An 18,223-nucleotide genomic window follows, 5' to 3' on the forward strand; every position below is an offset into this window, starting at 1 on the left:
CCGCTCGATCTCGCCGAGGATCCCGCCGTACAGGTCGGTCGCGGCGCGCACGCAGTCGCGGGACTCGGGCGCGAGCATCGGCGTGCCGAGGGCCGCGTCGTCGTACCGGCGGCGGGTGATCGCCACCATCTCGCGCATCAGAGCCTCGAACCCGGGCGAGTGCCGCTTCTCGGCGAGCTGCTCGCGGGTGACGCCGTGCGCGGCCATGAGGTCGGCGGGCAGGTAGACCCGGCCGCGGTCGATGTCCTCGGCGACGTCGCGCAGGAAGTTGGTCAGCTGGAACGCCTCGCCCAGCGCGATGGCGTGCGGCGCGGCCTCCTCGCGGGCCACCCCGGGCGCGGTGCCGAGCACCGGCAGCACCTGCAGGCCGATGACCGACGCCGAGCCCCACATGTAGCGGTCCAGCGCGGCCAGGTCGGCGTAGGAGTCGACGTCGAGGTCGCTGGTCATCGCCGCGAGGAAGTCGACCAGGTGCTCGACGGGGATGTCGTAGCGGCGGTAGGTGTGCACCATCGCCAGCCGGACCGGGTCCTCGGACCAGCCGGCCTCGAGCTCGGCGAGCAGCGCCCGCGACCAGTCGGCCAGGTCCGCCTGCGGATCGGCGCCGGGCAGGTCGACCAGGTCGTCGGCGGTGCGCGCGGCGGCGTAGAGCGCGTGGACGGCGGGCCGCCGGTCGGGGGTCAGCAGCCGGGTCGCCAGGAAGTAGCTCTTGCCGTGCCGTGCGGCGATCGCCGCGCAGTGCGCGTAGGTCGGCGGCCAGCTGCTGCTGCCGGGCGGCCTGCGTGCCCGGCGGGTGGAGGAGCGTCACGACCGGGGCCCGGTGATCCGCTCGGCGGCCAGCCGGCCGCTGATCAGCACCATCGGCACGCCGACGCCCGGCTGCACCGACGAGCCGGCGAGCACCACGTTCTCCGGGCCGCGGCGGGGGAGCGTGGAGGGCCGGAACGGGCCGGTCTGGCCGAAGGTGTGCGCCAGGGCGAACGGGGTGCCGGCGGCCATGCCCTGCTCGGCCCAGGTCAGGGGCGTGTCCATGTGCTCCACCTCGATCGCGTCGGCGATGCCGGTCCAGCCGCGCGCGTCCAGCGTGGCCAGCAGTTCCTCGCGGTACCGCGGGCCCAACGCCGCCCAGTCCAGGCCGGCGTTGCCGCCGCTGCGCGGGTCCAGGTTCGGCGTGGGCGCCACCACGCTCACCACCTGACCGCCCTCGGGCGCCAGCGTGCGGTCGGTGACCGACGGCATGCTGATCAGCAGGCTGGGGTCGGTCATGGGCCGGCCGTCGCGGGTCAGCTCGTCGAACACCCCGCGCCAGGACTCCCCGAAGCTGATCGTGTGGTGCGCCTGGCCGGGCAGCTCGGCGCGCACCCCGACGTGCAGCGCGACGCAGGACGGCGAGTAGACCGGCCGGCGCGGCGCGCGCAGGCCCGGCACCAGCCGCCACGGCGCGTCCGAGGTGACGACGACGGCGTCGGCCGGCAGCAGCTCGCCGTCGGCCAGCCGCACGCCGGTGATCCGCCGTCCCGACGTCGGGAGCTCGGTGACGGTGGCGCCGTACCGGAACACCACCCCGGCGTCCGCGGCCGCCGCGGCCAGCGCGCGCGGGACCGCGCCGATGCCGCCCTCGGGGTGCCAGACCCCGGCGCCGATGTCGAGCTGGGCGATGACCGCGTAGGCGGCGATGGCGCGGAACGGCGAGACGCCGGCGTAGAGCGCCTGGAAGCTGAACAGCCGGCGCAGCCGGTCGTCGGCGAAGTACGTCGCGACGTGCGCCGACAGCCGGCCGAAGCCGCCGCGGCGGGCGAGCTGCACGAGTTGGGGGCCGAGCAGGTCCAGCGGGGAGTCGAGGTTGCGGTCGATGAAGGTGGACAGCTGCAGCCGGTACAGCTCGGCGAGGTCGGCCAGGTAGCGGCGCAGCGCGTCGGCCTCGGCCGGCCCGCAGAGCGCGGCGACCTCGGCGGCGAACGCGTCCGGGGCGGCGTGCACGTCCAGCGAGCTGCCGTCGGCGAACTGCGCGCGGTAGCTGGTCTCCAGCGGGGTGAGGGTCAGCCGGTCCTCGAGGCCCTCGCCGACCGCGGCCAGGGTGTCGGCCAGCACCTCGGGGGCGGTGAACACCGACGGGCCGGTGTCCAGGGCGTAGCCGCCGGACTCGACCCGGCCGGCGCGCCCGCCGGGGACGGTGCCGCGCTCGACGACGGTGACCTCGCGGCCGGCGCCGCGCAGCCGCAGCGCGGTGGCCAGGCCGGCCAGCCCCGCGCCGACGACGACGACGCGGTCGGTGCGCCCGGGAACGGTCCGCACGTCAGGCGGTGCGGGTGGTGGCGGCGACGGCGAGCGCGTCGAGCGCGGCCTTGGCGTCGTCGGCCAGCGGGGCGTCGGCGATGGCGGCGCGGGCGCGGGCGGTGCTCTCGGAGATCCGCTCCTCCACGCGGTCGCGGGCACCGGTGCTCACCAGCAGGTCGCGCAGGGCCTCGAAGTCCTCCTCGCGGGCGGCGGCGTTGCCGAGCAGGTCGGCCAGCAGCCGGCGCCCGGCGCCGTCGGCGGCCTCCTCGGCCAGGGCGATGAGCAGGGTCTGCTTGCCCTCGCGCAGGTCGTCGTCGGCGGACTTGCCGGTGACCGCCGGGTCGCCGAACACGCCCAGGACGTCGTCCCGCAGCTGGAAGGCCTCACCCAGCGGCAGGCCGATGGCGGTGGTCGCCTCGACCACCCGGGGGCCGGCGCCGGCGATGGCCACGCCCAGCTGGAGCGGGCGCTGCACGGTGTACCCGGCGCTCTTGTAGCGGGCCACGGTGAGGGCGCCCTCGGCGCCGGGCAGGCCGCCGGCGGCGCGCAGCAGGTCGAGGTACTGGCCGGCGGTGACCTCGGTGCGCATGGTGTCCCAGACCGCGCGGGCGCGGCTGAGCGCGCTCTCGGAGATGCCCGAGCAGCGCAGCAGCTCGTCGGACCAGACCAGGGCCAGGTCGCCGACGAGGATCGCCGCGCCGGTGCCGAACAGGTCGCCGTCGCCGCGGAGCGTGTGGTCGGCGTGCCGGGAGGCGAAGCCGATGTGGGTCGCGGGGCGGCCGCGGCGGGTGGTCGCGCCGTCCATGACGTCGTCGTGGACCAGGGCGCTGGCGTGCACGAACTCGAGCGCGGAGACGGCGCGCAGCACGGCGTCCTCGTCTTCGGCGGCACCCGGGCCGGTGTCGCGCGCCCCGCGCCAGCCCCAGTAGGCGAACGACGGCCGCAGCCGCTTCCCGCCGGAGGCCAGGGCGGCGACCTCGTCGACCAGCGGGATGAGCGAGCCGTCCATGCCGGCGAGCGTCGTGCGCTGGCGCTCGAGGAACTCGGTGAGCGACGCGGTGACCGCGGCGTTGAGCCGGTCGAGCTCCGCGGCGGCGGGGGACGGCGTCCTGTGGGCGGTGGCCGTCCCGTGCGGGGTACCGAGGGTCACCCGCCCAGTATCGCCCCAGGCCCCCGGACGGGCTGGTCCGGCGAGGGTGGGGGAGGTGCTGCCGTGCATGGGGGTCCGCCTTCCCGGGTCGTCCGCTCCTGCCTTCTTCACCGCTCCGGGTGCTCCTGGATGCGGTCCCGGCCCACAAATCCCCGCGGGCTCCGTACCCTCGTGCACCGTGACCCAGACCGTGCGTGAGCTGCTGGCCTCGGAGCGGCCGACGTGGTCCTTCGAGTTCTTCCCGCCGAAGACGCCCGAGGCCGAGCCGCAGCTGTGGACGGCGCTGCGCGAGCTGGAGCGGCTGCGGCCCTCGTTCGTGTCGGTGACCTACGGCGCGGGCGGCTCCACCCGCGAGGGCACGGTGTCGGTGACCGAGCGGATCGCCACCGAGACGACCATGACGCCGATGGCGCACCTCACCGCCGTCGACCACAGCATCGCCGAGCTGCGGCACGTGATCAGCCGGCTGGCCGCGGCCGGGGTGCGCAACATCATCGCGCTGCGCGGCGACCCGCCCGGCGCGGACCCGCAGGCCGAGTGGGTGGCCCACCCCGAGGGGCTGAACTACGCCGCCGAGCTGGTCGAGCTGATCAGGTCGATGGGCGACTTCTCCGTCGGCGTCGCCGCCTTTCCCGAGCGGCACCCGCGCTCCCCGGACTTCGACACCGACGTGGACATGTTCGTGGCCAAGTGCCGGGCCGGGGCGGACTTCGCGATCACCCAGATGTTCTTCCGCGCCGAGGACTACCTGCGCATGCGCGACCGGGTCACCGACCGCGGCTGCGACGTGCCGATCGTCGCCGGCGTCATGCCGGTGACCAACGCCAAGCAGATCAAGCGGATCGTGCAGCTCTCCGGCCAGGCGTTCCCGGCCGACCTCGCCGAGCGGTTCGAGGCGCTGGACGGCGACCGGCCCGAGGACAAGGCCGCGGTGCGGGCCTTCGGGGTCGAGGTGGCCACCGAGCTGTGCCGCACGCTGCTGGACGAGGGCGTGCCCGGCATCCACTTCATCACCATGAACCGGTCGACGGCGACGCGGGACGTCTACACCAACCTGGTCGGCGCCCCCGCCGTCACGACGGCGGGCTGACCCGGTCGTCGACGGCCGCCGCGGCCCGCGCGGCGGCCCGGCGCAGGCCCTCCCGCTCGGCGGCGTAGCCACCGGCGACGCCGACCACGGGGATGTTGGACAGCGCCCGGTGGTGCAGCCGGCCCTTCGGCCGGGCGTCGAGGGCGTCGTCGATGCGGCTCAGCAGCCGGGACACCCGCCACAGCGTGCGCACCGGGCCGAGCACGCCCCGGCGCTCGTCGCGGGAGCCGAAGGCCTCGCCCCGGTAGGTGCCGCGGGCGTGCACGAGCATCGGCTCGACCGCCTCGGGGGTGAGGTCGCGGTCGAGCAGGACCCGGGAGAGCAGGGAGACGCGCGCGGCGGGGTCGGTGACGCCGTGCTCGCCGGCGACGCCGAGGACGACGAGCGACTGCACCGCCGTCCCCACCGTGTTCTGCAGCGGCAGCAGGTCGGCGAGCTTGCCGGCGAACCGCGGCGCGGCGGAGACGACCGCGGCGACCCGCGAGACACGGTCGGCCCACCACTGGTCCCGCTCGGCCTGCGGCAGGGCGGGCGGGCGGCCGAGCCGCGTGGCCAGCGGGGTGGCCAGGCGGTCGACCCGGCGGAGGACGTCGACGACGACGGCGTCGCTGATGGGGGCAGCCATGCAGGTGCCCTGCCCAGCACGGGCCCGGCGCACGCGTGCGGTGCACCACGGCGCCCTACTGTTCCGGGAGGAACCGTGGCGCGGGGAGGTGCGGGATGCTCAGCCGGGACGAGTACCTGGCCGCGTGGTCGCGCTGGCACGGCGGCAGCGACACCTCCGCCCCACTGGTGCGGGGCTGGCTGACCCTCGCGCACACCCTGGCCCGGCCGCTGGCGTGGATGCACCCGGCGGTGGCCACGGCCGCGGGGCTCGTCGTCGCGGCGGCCGCCGTCGGGCCCGCCGCGGCGGGTGGCGGCTGGCTGATCGCCGCCGGCCTGCTGGTGGGGCTGTCCGGCCTGCTGGACAGCCTGGACGGCGCGCTCGCGATCGGCGCGGGCCGGGCCTCGCAGCGGGGCTACGTGCTCGACTCGGTGGTGGACCGGCTCACCGAGGTCGCCTACGCCCTCGCCCTGTGGGTCGCGGGGGCGCCGGGCTGGCTCGCGGTCGTGTTCGGCGCGCTGTGCTGGCTGCCGGACTACGTGCGGGCCCGCGCCGGGCAGGCGGGCGTGGACCGGACCGGCCCCATCTCGCTGTGGGAGCGGCCCACCCGCGTCCTCATGGCCGGCTTCACCCTCGGCGGCGCGGGGGTCGTCTCCGGCCTCGAGGTGCAGGGCGTCGCGGGCGACGTCGTCACGGTGACCGCCGGGGCGGCCGTGGGGGCGCTGCTCGGTGCGCTGGCGACGCTGCAGCTGGGCTGGTGGCTGCGCTCGGAACTGGCCGGGCCGGACGCCGGCACCCCGGTCGCACCGGAGGCCCGGTAGCGGAGGCAGGCACCTCGTGCCCCCGGGGGAGGGGTGCGCCGCCTACTGTGTGCGTGCTCGTCCCGTCCCGTTCGCCTCTCCGTCACCCAGGCCCGCTCGCGAGCCGGGCGCCCGCGCCCCTCCGGAGCCACACCCCCAGGAGCAGCACGTGCCCGTCGTCGTCACCGGATCGATCGCCACCGACCACCTCATGACCTTCCCCGGGAAGTTCACCGAGCAGTTCGTCGAGGGCCAGATGGCCAACGTCTCGCTGTCCTTCCTGGTGGACGACCTCGTCCAGCACCGCGGTGGCGCCGGCGCGAACATGGCGTACGGCCTGGGCCTGCTCGGTCTCTCCCCGGTGCTCGTCGGCGCGGTCGGCAGCGACTTCGCCGACTACGAGGCCTGGCTGAGCCGGCACGGCGTCGACACCGCGGGCGTGCACTGGTCCGAGCTCAAGCACACCGCGCGCTTCGTCTGCACGACCGACGCCGCGAACAACCAGATCGCGTCCTTCTACTCGGGCGCCATGAGCGAGGCCTCGCAGATCGAGCTGGCGCCGGTCGCCGCCCGGGTCGGCGCCCCCGACCTCGTCGTCGTGGGCCCGAACGACCCCACGGCGATGGTCCGCCACACCGAGGAGTGCCGGACCCGCGGCTACGCCTTCGCCGCCGACCCCAGCCAGCAGCTGGCCTGGGCCGACGGCGCGATGATCCGCGAGCTGGTCGACGGCGCCGACCTGCTGTTCACCAACGAGTACGAGTCCCACCTGCTCCAGCAGAAGACCGGCTGGGACGCCGACGAGGTGCTGGCGCGGGTCGGCACCTGGGTGACCACCCGCTCGAAGGACGGCGTCCTCGTGCGCCAGGCCGACGCCGAGCCGATCGAGGTCATCGCCGTCCCGGAGACCAAGCCGGTCGAGCCGACCGGTGGCGGTGACGCGCTGCGCGCCGGGTTCATCGCCGGGCGCATGTGGGGTCTGAGCCTGGAGCGGGCGACCCAGCTGGGCTCGGCCGTCGCCACCGCGGCGGTCGAGGTCGTCGGCACCCAGGAGTACGCCCTGCCGCGGGAGAGCTTCCTCGGCCGGTTCGCCGAGGCGTTCGGCGACGAGGCGGCCGCGGAGATCGCCGCGCACCTGCCGGCCTGACCGGCCTCAGCGGACGGGGGCGTACGCCGCGTACGTGACCCCGTTGCCGAAGCGCTGCGCGTCCAGCAGGCGCAGCCGCGGCAGCTCGTGGCCGTCGGGGAACAGCCGCCGGCCGCGGCCCTGGACCGCGGGGTAGGTGAACAGCCGGTACTCGTCGACCAGCCCGGCGGCGATCAGCGCGTGGGTGAGCGTGATGCTGCCGGTGACGACGACGTCCTGGCCGGGCTGCTCCTTGAGCTCCCGGACGGCCGCGACCGGATCCCCGGTCAGGACCGTCGTCGGCTCCCATCCGGGCTCGGTCAGGGTCGAGGAGACGACGTACTTCGCGACCTGGTCGAGGTACGCGGTGATGCCGGTCGGGTCCTCCGTCTGCAGCGGCCAGTAGCCGCGGAAGTCCTCGAAGGTCCGCCGGCCCAGCAGCAGGGCGTCGGCGGTCTCGTCCTGCCGGCGCATCTCGCTGAGCTGGTCGGCGCCGTCACCGGCGCCCGCCTGCGGGTCGAACCAGTCGCCGATCATCTCGATCGACCCGTCGAGCGTCATGTTCTGCGTGACAGCGAGCGTCCGCACGGTGGGCTCCTCCGGTCGGGGTGGGGCGGTCGGAGGTAGGACCGCGGCGGACGCCGGAACCGAGCGGTCCTACTCGCCGCCGCGGAGCCGCTCGCCGATGCCCGGGTCGGCCGACCAGGTCCGGAACGGGATGCGCCGGATCTCCTTGACCTCGCCGATCGTGGACCACTCGTTGCCGCCGAGGCGGGCCAGCGGGCGCAGGTGCTCGATGCGCGGCCGGCCGTCGCGCACGGCCTCGGCCCAGACGCTGATGTGCCGGACGCGGCCGAACACCACGGTGCTGTCACCCAGCCGCACGGTGCCGTGCAGCACGCACTCGATGGAGACCGGGGAGTCGGCGACGCGCAGCGCGCCCACCGTCTCGGCCGGCTCCAGCCGCACTCCGGTGTGCTCGGCCTCGCTGTGGTCCGGCGGGAAGTCGGTGGCGGTGGCGTTGACCTGCTCGAACAGCGCCTCGGGGGTGAGGTTGACGGTGAACTCGCCGGTCGCCTCCGCGTTGCGCAGCGAGTCCTTGCGGCCCACCGAGGTGAACTGCACGACGGGCGGGTCGACGCAGGCGACCGTGTAGAACGAGTGCGGCGCCAGGTTGTGCACACCGGTCGCCGAGCGGGTGCACACCCACGCGATCGGCCGGGGGACGACGACGGAGTTGAGCACCCGGTAGAAGGCGCCGGTGTCCATCGCGTCGGGGTCGAAGTGGACGCGGTCGTGCGCTGCCGGGTCGGTCACCGGACCATCCTCGTCGCACCGCCGCCGTCCGGCGCGGGGGCACGGCCGTCCGGCGCGGGCGGCCCGGCGTCGACCGCGCGGCCCCGCCAGCGCAGCGTGCCGCGCCGGTGCCCGAGGACCGATCGCACCATCAGCACGTCGAGGGCGAGGACCGAGACGGGGTGGGCCAGCGCGTCGGGCCACACCCGCCCGCCGGTCGCCGCGGCGCTGACCGCCCGGCCGGCCACCCCGGCCGCGTACCCGGCCAGCCCGGCGCGGGAGCCGCGCAGCGCCGCAGCCGCGGGCAGCACCCAGATCGCGGTGAGCGCCCCGGCCGTGGCCAGGCCCGCGGCCGGCGAGCCGCCGACCGAGGCCCACAGCGACTTGGCGTAGCCCTCCCGGACGCCGGCCCAGCCGTCGTACATCCGGCAGACCGCCAGCGTCGACCCGTCGACGACGGCGCCGCGCCCGCCGGTGGCCTTGACCGCGCGCAACAGCGCGACGTCCTCGATCACCTCCCCGCGCACCGCGGCGTGCCCGCCGGCCCGGTCGTACGCGGCCCGGCGCACGACGAGAAACTGGCCGTTGGCCGCGGCCAGCGAGGGTCGCGGCGAGCGCTCGGCCAGCCGCAGCGGCAGGAAGGTCGCCCACAGCCACTGCTGGAGCGGCTGGACCAGCCGCTCCGCCGCACTGCCCGCCAGCTGGCGCGGCCAGGGGGAGACCAGGTCCAGCTCCGCGTCGTCCAGGACGGCGACCGCGGCGGCCACGGCGTCGGGCATCAGCCGCACGTCCGCGTCCAGGAAGACGAGGACGTCGGCGTCGCCGGCGGCTGCCGCGCCCTGGGCGCACGCGTTCGGCTTGCCGAGCCAGCCCGGACCCGGCGCGCGGGCGGGAACCGACCGGACGCGCGGATCGGGGTGCCCGGCGACCAGGGCGGCGGTGCCGTCGGTCGAGCCGTCGTCGACCACGACCACCCGCAGGTCGGGCACGCCGCGCTGGTCGAGGGCGGCGGCCAGGCAGTCGAGGACGTGCGCCGCCTCGTCGCGGACCGGCAGGACCACGGCGACCGAGCGCCGCACCGACGGTGGAGCGGCCGGCGGGCGGCGCAGCAGCGCCGTGTTCACGGCCGCGTGCACCGCACCGGCGGCGCTGAGCCCGGCCAGCGCGCGCAGCAGCCGGCCGCTCACCGCCGGCGGGACCGCTGGACGGCGAGGACGGCGAGCACCGCCGCGCCCAGCCCGGCGCCCCAGGCCGCGGACCCGGGCAGCCCCAGCCAGCCGGCGTGCGCGAGCGCGCCGCCGAGGGTCATCCAGGCCAGCGCGAGCAGCGGCGCGGCGTCGCCGACCGCAGGGGGAGCCGCGGTGCGCTCGACCAGCAGGTCGAGCAGCGCCATGAGCACCAGCCCGGCCAGCAGCCAGCCGGCCAGGTTGGTCAGGGGGACCGTGTCGATGCCGGGCAGCCCGGGGTCGGGGTGCGCCCAGGTCCAGTAGCCGGCGTCCACCATCTGCGGGTCCAGCACGACGTCCCAGGCGGCGAAGATCGCGGCCGCCCAGGCGATCCGCGCGGGCCTGCGCCGCGTCGCGCGCACGGGACGGGCCAGCCGCCCGGCCAGCAGCCAGCTCGGCCAGGCCATCATCAGCCAGGCCAGGGGCACCAGGAACGGGACGCCGAGCAGCGTCGGGCCGAGCACGGAGCTGTAGGTCCAGCTGCCGTACGGGAAGCCGGTGGCCAGTCCCAGCGACTCGAAGGCGATGGAGACGAGGAGGACGAGCGCCAGGACGCCGAGGCCGGTGCGGGGCCCTCGGCTCAGCCACGCGTGGGTGACCGAGAGCGTCCCGCCCAGCAGCACGATCGCCCAGCTGACCGCGTCGCGGGCACCGCCGTCGGTGAGCGGGTAGGCGATCGCCGTCGCCACCAGGGCGAGCGCGAGCGCGAGGGGCACGGCCCGGCGGGCGCCGGTGCCGTGCAGCAGCGGGACCTCGGCGTCCGGGCTCGCGGCCGGTGCCGGAGCCGTCCCCGTGGTCACGTGCGACCCCGGGCGCGGCCGGCGAGCCGGCGCACGGCACGCCCGGCCGCCGCGCGGGCGAGCGCCGGCCGCGACCGGTCGCCGAGCACCACGCGGGCCGCGCTGCGGCCGGAGTTGCCGGACACGCCGCCGCCCGGGTGGGTGGAGGCGCCGGCCAGGTACAGCCCGGTCAGGCCGGGCACGCGGTAGCCCGACAGGGCAGGCGTGGGTCGGAAGCCGAACATGCTCGCCAGGCCCATCTCCACGTGCATCACGTTGCCACGGGGCAGGGACAGCTCCCGCTCGAGCGCGAGCGGCGTCTGGACGTACAGCCGCTGCACCGAGTCGGCGAAGCCCGGGGCGAAGCGGTCGACCGCCTCGACCAGGCGCCGGGCCTCGGTCTCGGCCATGGCGTCCCAGTCCGCGCCGTCGGCCAGGGCGTAGGGGTACCACTGGCCCCACAGCGTCACGACGTGCTGCCCGGGTGGTGCGAGCGTCTCGTCGCTCGCCGAGAACGACATGGCCAGGGGCACCGGCTCGCGCGGCACCCGGCCGGCGCCCCAGTCGCCGTGCGCGGCGGCCAGGTGCGCGCGGTCGGTGCACAGCAGTTGCAGTCCCTGCAACGACTCGTCGGGCGTGGCGCCCGGATAGCTGGGCGGGGCGCTGGTGAGGGCGCGCACCACCAGGCCGAACCCGTTGCCGACCGGCGGGTCGGCGGCCGCGAGCGCGGGGGGTGCGTCCGCGCCGGCGAGCCGCCGGGTGACGCCGACGTGGCAGGCGGCGACGACGGCGCCGGCGTGGATCCGCCGTCCGGACTCCGTCTCGACGCCGGTGACCCGCGGGCCGGTGCCGTCGTCGTCCACGAGCAGGCGCGCGGCGCCGTCCCCGAGCACGACCCGGCCGCCGTCGGACTCGATCCGCCGGCGCAGCGCCTCGGTCAGCCCGCCGGAGCCGCCGACCGGGTGGCCGGGCGGCACGTCGTGCAGCAGCGCCACCCAGCCGACCATCGCGGCGGTGCCGGGCTCGGACATCGGCGGGCCGGACTGCGCGCCGAACCAGGCCAGCGCCGCCTTGAGCCGCTCGCTGCGGAACCAGCGGTCCAGCAGCGCGTCACCCGAGCCGAGGAAGTCGACGGCGAGGTCGCCGCCCGGGGTGCGCTCACGGCCCTCGCGCGGCGCACCGAGCGGCCAGAACGAGCGGACCAGCCCGCCGGCGCTGGGCCGCCGCCCGAAGGACGCGACGACGGCGCGGCTGCGCGGACCCCACACCCCGACGAACTCGCGGTAGGCCGTGGCGTCCTCCTCGCCACAGGCCGCGGCGATCGAGGCGCAGGTGGCGTCGAGGTCGACGGAGAAGACCAGGGGCCGTCCGTCGGGGCCCTCGTCGCCGGGCGCCGGGGCCGGGGCGAACCCCCACGGGTCGCAGTCGATGTAGCGCAGGCCGGAGGCGGCGAGGTCCAGCTCCTCGACGATCCCGCTGTGCCGGATGATCACGTGCGCGCTCGAGCCGCGGTCGACGCGGACACCGGGCCAGCGCTCGACGGTCGAGACGGCGCCGCCCAGGACGTCGTCGGACTCGACGACCTCGACGGAGAGGCCGGCGCGGGCCAGGTAGGCGGCCGCGACCAGGCCGTTGTGGCCGGAGCCGATCACGACGACGTCGACGGCGGTGTCGGGGGAGCTCACCTCAGGTGTTCGCCGCGGCCGGGTCCTGCGGATGCAGGGGGAGCTCGGCACCGAGGATCGCGAACGGGCGGGGGTCGCCGGGGAAGTGGTAGCCGCGGGCCAGGTCGACGAAGCCGTCGGCGTGGTACAGCCGGAACGCCTTGGTGTCGGCGTCGGGGGTGGACAGCAGCGCCACCGGATGGGGCAGGTCGGCGACGAGGGCGTGCAGCAGCTGCCTGCCGAGCCCGCGGCTCTGCGCGTCGGGGTGGACGTGCAGCTCGCAGACCTCGAACGCGCCGGGCATCCAGCGCTTCGCCGTCCGCCGGTCCAGGGCGGCACGCACCTGGTCGTGCCACCACTGGCCGGGCGCGATCTCGTAGCCGTAGCCGAAGCCGACCAGCTGCTCGGCGTCGTCGTCCGTGGCGGCGAAGGCGCCGACGGCCCGGAAGCCGGGGCGGTCGGTGTGCTGGATCGCATAGCCGTAGCGGCCCGCGACGACCGCGGAGTCGTAGCCCATGGCCAGGCCGTAGATGGCGAGCGCCTCGTGCATGTGGTCGCGGAACCACGGGATCGGCAGCTCGGCGATCCGGGTGCCGGGCCTGGTGTTCGTCACGTGCCGACCGCCTCCGCGACGTCGTGGGGACGGGGTGCGTCGCCCGCTCCGGGGCCGGCCGGGCCGTCCCCGACCTCGGCGGGTGCGCCGTCGGTGAGCCGGAGCAGCTCCTCGTAGGTGGCTGGGGAAGACCGTCGCCGGGTGGCCGGCCGCGGCCCACACCTGCTCGTGGCGGGCCAGCTCGACGTCGACGAGGGTGCCGATCGGCTCCGGGTGGCCGACCGGGGCGACGCCGCCGATGGGCTGGCCGGTCACCTCGCGGACGAACTCGGCGGGGGCGCGCCGGACCTCGGGGACGCCGAGGAGCTCGGCGACCTTCGCCTCGTCGACCCGGTGCGCGCCGCTGGTCAGGACGAGCACCGGCTGGCCGACGGCGACGAAGACCAGGCTGTTGGCGATCGCGCCGACCGGGACGCCGAGCTCGGCGGCCGCCGCGGCGGCGGTGCGGACCTCGGCGGGCAGCACGCGCACCTCGCCGGGCGCGCCCGCCTCGTGGAGCAGGCGGGCGACCTCGACGGCCCGGGGGTGCGCGGCGGAGGTCATGGCGATGATCCTGCCACCGGCGACGTGTCGGCGCGCCGGGCCGTCGCCCGGGTGCTCGCCGGAGCGCCTGCGGACGGGGTGACGGGCTCGTGACCTGCGGAAACCGTCGTACCCCGCCCTCACCGTGCAGGGGTGCGGGATCGGGCGCATGCCTGCCACGACCTCTACTGCCTGTGCCGGCGTCACCACCGGAGCAAGACCTTCGCCCGCGGGTGCTCCGGATCCGCAACGCTGCTGAGGAGGCGTGCGCGTCGTCTTGACGGCGCCTGCGGGCTCCGGTCTACTGGACGTGTTCGAACACGCGTTCGAACGAAGAGTTCATCCGCTGCCCGCACCGGTCCCCGGCCTTCCCCACGGGGTGGTGCGGACGGTCGGGGGTGCCGGAGACGTGGGGAGTCTGTCAATGAGCCGGGTGCTCGGTGAGGCCGTCGAACGGGTCGGCGAAGAGGTGCAGGTGGAGCGGGGCGCCCTCGGTCCGGTGCAGTTCTGGCGCGGGCAGTCCCGGTACCTGGTGGGGGAGCTGCTCGACTCGTGGATGGAGACCGCGCCGTGGTGGCGACGCGACGCCGGTGGTGGCGCGTCGGCCGACCTGGTCGCCCCGCGCGAGGTCTGGCGGGTGGAGGCGGTGCGCGCCGGCCGCTCGCGGACGGACTTCGCCGGCGTGTTCGACCTGTCCTGGGACGCCGCGGCGAACCGCTGGTGGCTCGTCCGGGTGCACGACTGATGGGCGCGCGACCCCTCATGGCCGACCAGCTGCCCCTGCCCCCGGCGCTGCCCGCCGCCGCCGTCACCCTGCTGGACCAGGCGCGCCGCGGGCTGGTCGAGGCCGCCGCGAGCACCGACGTCCGGCAGCGCTACGCCACCGCGCACCTCGGCGCGCTGCGGGCCGCGGCCGCCGTGCTCGCCGCCCGCACCCGCCCGGAGTCCGGGCGGCGCCGGCCGCGCAGCGCCTGGGTGCTGCTCGAGCAGGTCGCCCCCGAGTTGGGGGAGTGGGCCGCCTTCTTCGCCGCGGGCGCGGCGAAGCGGGCCGCCGCCGAGGCGGGGCTCTCCTCCGCGGTCACCGACCGGGAGGCCGACGACCCTCGTCCGCGACGTCGGCACCTTCCTCTCGGTCGTGGAGAACTGCCTCGGGGTGGCGGCCGGACGCACCTACCCGCGGCCGCGGGTCGTCGGTGGCACCGCCGCCGAGTCCACCTCGTCCACGTCGCAGCGGTGACCGACCCCTTCGTCCACCTGCACGTCGCGTCGGGCTACTCCATGCGGTTCGGGGCCAACCACCCCGCCGACCTGGTGGCGCGCGCCGCCGAGCACGGGATGGGCGCCCTGGCCCTCACCGACCGGGACGGGCTCTACGGGTCGGTCAAGTTCGCCCTGGCCTGCCGCTCCGCCGGGATCCGCCCGATCTTCGGGGTCGACCTCGCCGTCGCCCCGGCGCTCGACACCACCGCACCCCCGGCGCTCGCCCGCGCCCTCGGCGGCGCGGGATCCGGCGCCCGCCCGCCCCGGCTGCACCCCGGCGGCCCGGCGGGCACCCGCCGGGCACCGGCCCGGGGTGGCGCGGCCGTCGACGCCCGGCTGCCGCGCACCACCTTCCTCGCCCGGGACGGCGCCGGCTGGGCGTCGCTGTGCCGGCTCACCAGCAGCACCCACCTGCGCGGCACCCGGGGCGAGCCGGTCAGCTCGCTGGCCACGGCCGCCGAGCACGCCACCGGGCTGACCGCGCTGCTCGGTCCCGACTCCGCGGTGGGCCGGGCGCTGGTCGCCGGTCGCGCCGACCTGGCCGCCGCGCAGCTGGACACCTGGCGGGCGGTGTTCGGCGCGCACCTGGTCCTGGAGGTCGTGCACCACCGCGGCCGGGGGGACCGGCAGCGGGCCCAGGCGATGCTCCGGTTCGCCGCCGAGCACGACGTGCCGGTCGTGCTCAGCAACGCCGTCCGGTACGTCGACGCCCTGGACGCGCCGACCGCGGACGTCCTCGACGCCGCCCGCCGACTGGTGCCGCTGGACCTGCGGCACGTCGACCGGCGCACCGCCGAGGGCTACCTGAAGTCGGGCAAGGAGATGGCGCAGGTCGCCGAGGACCTCGTCGGCCCCGACCGGGACGCCGCCCTGCGGCTGCTCGAGCGCACCGCGCGGCTGGCCGAGCAGTGCGCCGTCGACGTCCGCGACGACCTCGGCATCGGCAGCGTCCGCTACCCCGAGCTGGACGTCGTCACCACGCCCACCGAGCGGGGGCTGACCTCCTCGCAGGTACTGCGGGCGCGCTGCGAGGCCGGGCTGGGCCGCCGCGGGGTGGCGCCGTCGGAACGGGTGCGTGCCCGCCTCGACGAGGAGCTGGCGGTGATCGACCAGCTCGGCTACCCCTCCTACTTCCTCACCGTCGCCGACGTGGTCGACCTCATCAAGAGCTTGAGGGTTCGGGCCGCCGCGCGGGGCTCGGGCGCCGGCAGCCTGGTCACCTACCTGCTCGGCATCTCCGACGTCGACCCGATCCGCTACGGCCTGCTGATGGAGCGGTTCCTCTCGCCGCTGCGCCACCAGCTGCCCGACATCGACATCGACGTGGAGTCCGCCCGGCGGATGGAGGTCTACGACGCCGTCCTCGACCGCTTCGGCGCCGACCGGGTCAGCTGCATCTCGATGATGGACACCTACCGGGTGCGGCACGCGATCCGCGACGTCGGCGCCGCGCTGAGCCTGCCGCAGGCCGAGATCGACGCCGTCGCCAAGGCCTTCCCGCACATCCGGGCCAACCAGGTGCACGCCGCGCTGCGCGACCTGCCCGAGCTGCGGGCCAGCCGGTACGGCTCCAAGCGCGCCGGCGGCTCGGGCGACCTCGACCTGCTGTTCGACCTGGTCGCCCGGCTCGACGGGCTGCCCCGGCACATCGCGCTGCACCCCTGCGGCGTGCTGCTCTCCGATGCCACCCTGCTCGACCGCACGCCCGTCGAGAGCAGCTACCTGGGCTACCCGATGAGCCAGTTCGACAAGGACGACGTCGAGGAGCTCGGGCTGCTCAAGCTCGACCTGCTCGGCATCCGGATGCAGTCGGCGATCGCGCACGCCCTCGACGAGGTCGCCCGGGTCGACGGCGAGACCGTCGACATCGACGCCGTCCCGCGGGACGACCCGACGACCTTCGAGCTGATCCGCAGCACCCGCACGCTCGGCATGTTCCAGATCGAGTCGCCGGGCCAGCGCGAGCTGGTCGGCAAGTTCGGGCCGCAGACCTTCGAGGACATCATCATCGACATCTCGCTGTTCCGGCCCGGGCCGGTGAAGAGCGACATGGTCACCCCGTTCCTCCTGGCCCGGAACGGCTGGCGGGACGCCGAGTACCCGCACCCCGACCTCGAGTTCGCCCTCGCCGAGACCGCCGGCGTGGTGGTCTTCCACGAGCAGGTGCTGCAGGTCGTCGCGCGGATGACCGGCTGCTCGCTGGCCGAGGCCGACGAGGTGCGCCGGGCACTGGGGGAGAAGGACGCCCACGCCGAGGTGCGGGCCTGGTTCATGCCCCGGGTGCTGGACGCCGGCTACCCGGAAGCGGTCGCCGAGCAGGTCTGGCAGGTCCTGGTGGCCTTCGGGTCCTTCGGCTTCTGCAAGGCGCACGCGGCGGCGTTCGCCCTGCCCACCTACCAGTCGGCCTGGCTCAAGACCCACCACACCGCGGCGTTCCTCGCCGGCGTGCTCACCCACGACCCCGGCATGTACCCGAAGCGGCTGATCCTCGACGACGCCCGCAACTTCGGCATCCGGGTGCTCGGCCTCGACGTCAACGCCTCGGGGGCGACCTACCGGGTCGAGCGCGTGGCAGCCGAGCAGGCGCCGGAAGAGGGGGGTGACGAAACCCCCGCCGAGGGTCGCCGCCGCCCCGGGTGGATGCCGCCGGCGATGCAGGACCCCTCGCGGTACGGCATCCGGCTCGCGCTGGCCGACGTGAAGGGCATCTCCGACGACGAGGTGGCCCGCGTGGTCGCCGGGCAGCCGTACCGCTCGCTGAGCGACTTCTGGTCCCGGGCGTCGGTGTCCCGCCCGGTGGTGGAGCGGCTCGTGCTCGCCGGGGGGTTCGACTCGCTCTACGGGGTTCGGCGTGCGCGACCGCGAGTCCCGCCGGCCGGCGCACCGCCGCCGGCAGCTGACCCGCCGCGACCTGCTGCTGCAGATCGGTGAGCTCGACCGGTGGAGCCGCAGCGGGGCGCGGGCGAGCTCGGCCGGGCAGCTGAGCCTGGACCTGCTCGGGCTGGAGGGGGACGGCGCGGGCGGGGACGGGCAGGAGGCGCTGTTCCCGCTCGACGACGTCACCGGGCAGGAGGGCCTCGGCACGGAGGCGCCCAGCGGGTCGGGCGCCGGTCCGGGCTGGGCGGAGGGCAGCGGGCTGCCGGAGTTCACCGACGCCGAGCTGGTCCGCGCCGAGCTCGAGGTGCTCGGCCTGGACGCCAGCCGGCACGTCGTCGACTTCTACAAGCCGTTCCTCGCCGCGCTCGGGGCGGTGCCGGCCGACGACCTGCTCGGCTGCCGCAGCGGCTCGGAGCTGCTGGTCGCCGGGGTGAAGGTGGCCACCCAGACCCCGCCGATCCGGTCGGGCCGGCGGGTGGTCTTCGTGACCCTCGACGACGGCACAGGGTGCACCGATTCCACCTTCTTCGAGGACGCCCAGGGGCCCTACGCCGCGACGGTCTTCCACTCGTGGCTACTGGTGATCCGCGGCGTGCTGCGCCGGACCGGAGCACGGGGGGTCTCGCTGCGGGCGACCGGGGCGTGGGAGCTGCCGGCGCTGCACGAGGCGTGGGAGACCGGTGGGCTGGACGCCGTGCGCGAGCTGATGGCGACGCCGGGGGAGTACACCGAGCAGGCCATCGCCGGAGCGGCGGCGTCGCACGGGCCGCGGCCGGTCGTGGTGCGCCCGGTGCTGGTGCACCCCACCGGCTTCCGCATGTCGCCCTACGCCGACATCAAGCCCGCCGGCGACGACGCCGGGACGGCCGCCCGGCGCGCGGCGGCCGGTCCGCCCCGCAAGCTCTGGCACTCCAGCCCGGGCAGCTCGGGGCACTGAGC

General features: G+C 76.2%; 15 protein-coding genes and 1 pseudogene. 6 read left to right on the forward strand and 10 right to left on the reverse strand.

Annotated elements, in window-relative coordinates; translation table 11 throughout:
* Positions 1–15: 15 nt before the first annotated feature.
* The 3 genes and pseudogenes from JKP75_RS07260 to JKP75_RS07270 all read right to left on the reverse strand — a co-directional run.
* Positions 16–729: pseudogene (locus JKP75_RS07260) on the reverse strand (phytoene/squalene synthase family protein); the annotation flags it as partial.
* Positions 730–804: 75 nt separating this feature from the next.
* Positions 805–2,295 carry a phytoene desaturase family protein gene (crtI, locus tag JKP75_RS07265; RefSeq protein ID WP_200491987.1) on the reverse strand — a complete coding sequence of 497 codons (1,491 nt, stop codon included), beginning with the start codon at positions 2,293–2,295 and terminating at the stop codon, positions 805–807.
* A gap of 1 nt (position 2,296) precedes the next feature.
* Positions 2,297–3,427 carry a polyprenyl synthetase family protein gene (locus JKP75_RS07270; protein WP_200491986.1) on the reverse strand — a complete coding sequence of 377 codons (1,131 nt, stop codon included), beginning with the start codon at positions 3,425–3,427 and terminating at the stop codon, positions 2,297–2,299.
* Between the two features lie 178 nt (positions 3,428–3,605).
* Between JKP75_RS07270 and metF the strand changes: the two genes are divergently transcribed.
* Positions 3,606–4,517, forward strand: coding sequence for a methylenetetrahydrofolate reductase [NAD(P)H] (gene metF / locus JKP75_RS07275; protein WP_309229609.1), 912 nt, complete (start codon positions 3,606–3,608; stop codon positions 4,515–4,517).
* On the opposite strand, the gene JKP75_RS07280 is transcribed toward metF, so the two are convergent.
* Positions 4,501–5,142: a hypothetical protein gene (locus tag JKP75_RS07280; protein WP_200491984.1), complete on the reverse strand. Its 642-nt coding sequence runs from the start codon at positions 5,140–5,142 to the stop codon at positions 4,501–4,503. The two genes, metF and JKP75_RS07280, sit on opposite strands and share 17 nt — an antisense overlap.
* Positions 5,143–5,237: 95 nt before the next feature.
* On the opposite strand from JKP75_RS07280, the gene JKP75_RS07285 reads away from it, so the two are divergent.
* The gene (locus tag JKP75_RS07285) at positions 5,238–5,942 is read left to right on the forward strand and encodes a CDP-alcohol phosphatidyltransferase family protein (RefSeq protein ID WP_200491983.1); all 705 of its coding nucleotides are present in this window, start codon (positions 5,238–5,240) and stop codon (positions 5,940–5,942) included.
* 148 nt (positions 5,943–6,090) lie between these two features.
* Positions 6,091–7,068 (forward strand): carbohydrate kinase family protein, encoded by a 978-nt coding sequence (locus tag JKP75_RS07290; protein WP_200491982.1) that lies wholly within the window; start codon positions 6,091–6,093, stop codon positions 7,066–7,068.
* Positions 7,069–7,074: 6 nt separating this feature from the next.
* Here JKP75_RS07290 and JKP75_RS07295 read toward each other — a convergent pair whose 3' ends face one another.
* The 6 genes from JKP75_RS07295 to JKP75_RS20825 all read right to left on the reverse strand — a co-directional run bounded on the left by JKP75_RS07295 (position 7,075) and on the right by JKP75_RS20825 (position 13,168).
* Entirely contained in the window at positions 7,075–7,635 is a 561-nt protein-coding gene (locus tag JKP75_RS07295; protein ID WP_200491981.1) for a dihydrofolate reductase family protein, read from the reverse strand.
* A gap of 69 nt (positions 7,636–7,704) precedes the next feature.
* Positions 7,705–8,364: a flavin reductase family protein gene (locus JKP75_RS07300; RefSeq protein ID WP_309229610.1), complete on the reverse strand. Its 660-nt coding sequence runs from the start codon at positions 8,362–8,364 to the stop codon at positions 7,705–7,707.
* Positions 8,361–9,530 carry a glycosyltransferase family 2 protein gene (locus JKP75_RS07305; RefSeq protein WP_200491980.1) on the reverse strand — a complete coding sequence of 390 codons (1,170 nt, stop codon included), beginning with the start codon at positions 9,528–9,530 and terminating at the stop codon, positions 8,361–8,363. The genes JKP75_RS07300 and JKP75_RS07305 overlap by 4 nt, the downstream gene beginning before the upstream one ends.
* On the reverse strand, positions 9,527–10,369 hold the full coding sequence (locus JKP75_RS07310) for a carotenoid biosynthesis protein (protein ID WP_309229611.1): 843 nt from the start codon (positions 10,367–10,369) through the stop codon (positions 9,527–9,529). Before JKP75_RS07310 ends, JKP75_RS07305 begins: the two co-directional genes overlap by 4 nt.
* Complete coding sequence (locus tag JKP75_RS07315; RefSeq protein WP_200491979.1) at positions 10,366–12,033, reverse strand: NAD(P)/FAD-dependent oxidoreductase; 1,668 nt, start codon at positions 12,031–12,033, stop codon at positions 10,366–10,368. Before JKP75_RS07315 ends, JKP75_RS07310 begins: the two co-directional genes overlap by 4 nt.
* Before the next feature lies 1 nt (position 12,034).
* Positions 12,035–13,168 carry a GNAT family N-acetyltransferase gene (locus JKP75_RS20825; protein ID WP_242472822.1) on the reverse strand — a complete coding sequence of 378 codons (1,134 nt, stop codon included), beginning with the start codon at positions 13,166–13,168 and terminating at the stop codon, positions 12,035–12,037.
* Positions 13,169–13,571: 403 nt separating this feature from the next.
* On the opposite strand from JKP75_RS20825, the gene JKP75_RS07330 reads away from it, so the two are divergent.
* The 3 genes from JKP75_RS07330 to JKP75_RS20830 are packed head-to-tail and all read left to right on the forward strand — an operon-like array spanning position 13,572 to position 18,221.
* Entirely contained in the window at positions 13,572–13,892 is a 321-nt protein-coding gene (locus JKP75_RS07330; RefSeq protein ID WP_200491976.1) for a DUF6504 family protein, read from the forward strand.
* Positions 13,892–17,338 carry a DNA polymerase III subunit alpha gene (gene dnaE / locus JKP75_RS07340; RefSeq protein ID WP_242472823.1) on the forward strand — a complete coding sequence of 1,149 codons (3,447 nt, stop codon included), beginning with the start codon at positions 13,892–13,894 and terminating at the stop codon, positions 17,336–17,338. Before JKP75_RS07330 ends, dnaE begins: the two co-directional genes overlap by 1 nt.
* Complete coding sequence (locus tag JKP75_RS20830) at positions 17,259–18,221, forward strand: OB-fold nucleic acid binding domain-containing protein (RefSeq protein WP_242472824.1); 963 nt, start codon at positions 17,259–17,261, stop codon at positions 18,219–18,221. Before dnaE ends, JKP75_RS20830 begins: the two co-directional genes overlap by 80 nt.
* The last annotated feature ends 2 nt before the right edge of the window (positions 18,222–18,223 follow it).

Source organism: Blastococcus sp. TML/M2B (assembly GCF_016612865.1).
Classification (GTDB): domain Bacteria; phylum Actinomycetota; class Actinomycetes; order Mycobacteriales; family Geodermatophilaceae; genus Blastococcus.

Coding starts and splice junctions, on each gene's coding strand:
- JKP75_RS07280 (WP_200491984.1), bottom strand. CDS start 5,142: ATGGCTGCCCCCATCAGCGACGCCGTCGTCGTCGACGTCCTCCGCCGG.
- JKP75_RS07285 (WP_200491983.1), top strand. CDS start 5,238: ATGCTCAGCCGGGACGAGTACCTGGCCGCGTGGTCGCGCTGGCACGGC.
- JKP75_RS20825 (WP_242472822.1), bottom strand. CDS start 13,168: ATGACCTCCGCCGCGCACCCCCGGGCCGTCGAGGTCGCCCGCCTGCTC.
- JKP75_RS07330 (WP_200491976.1), top strand. CDS start 13,572: ATGAGCCGGGTGCTCGGTGAGGCCGTCGAACGGGTCGGCGAAGAGGTG.
- dnaE (WP_242472823.1), top strand. CDS start 13,892: ATGGGCGCGCGACCCCTCATGGCCGACCAGCTGCCCCTGCCCCCGGCG.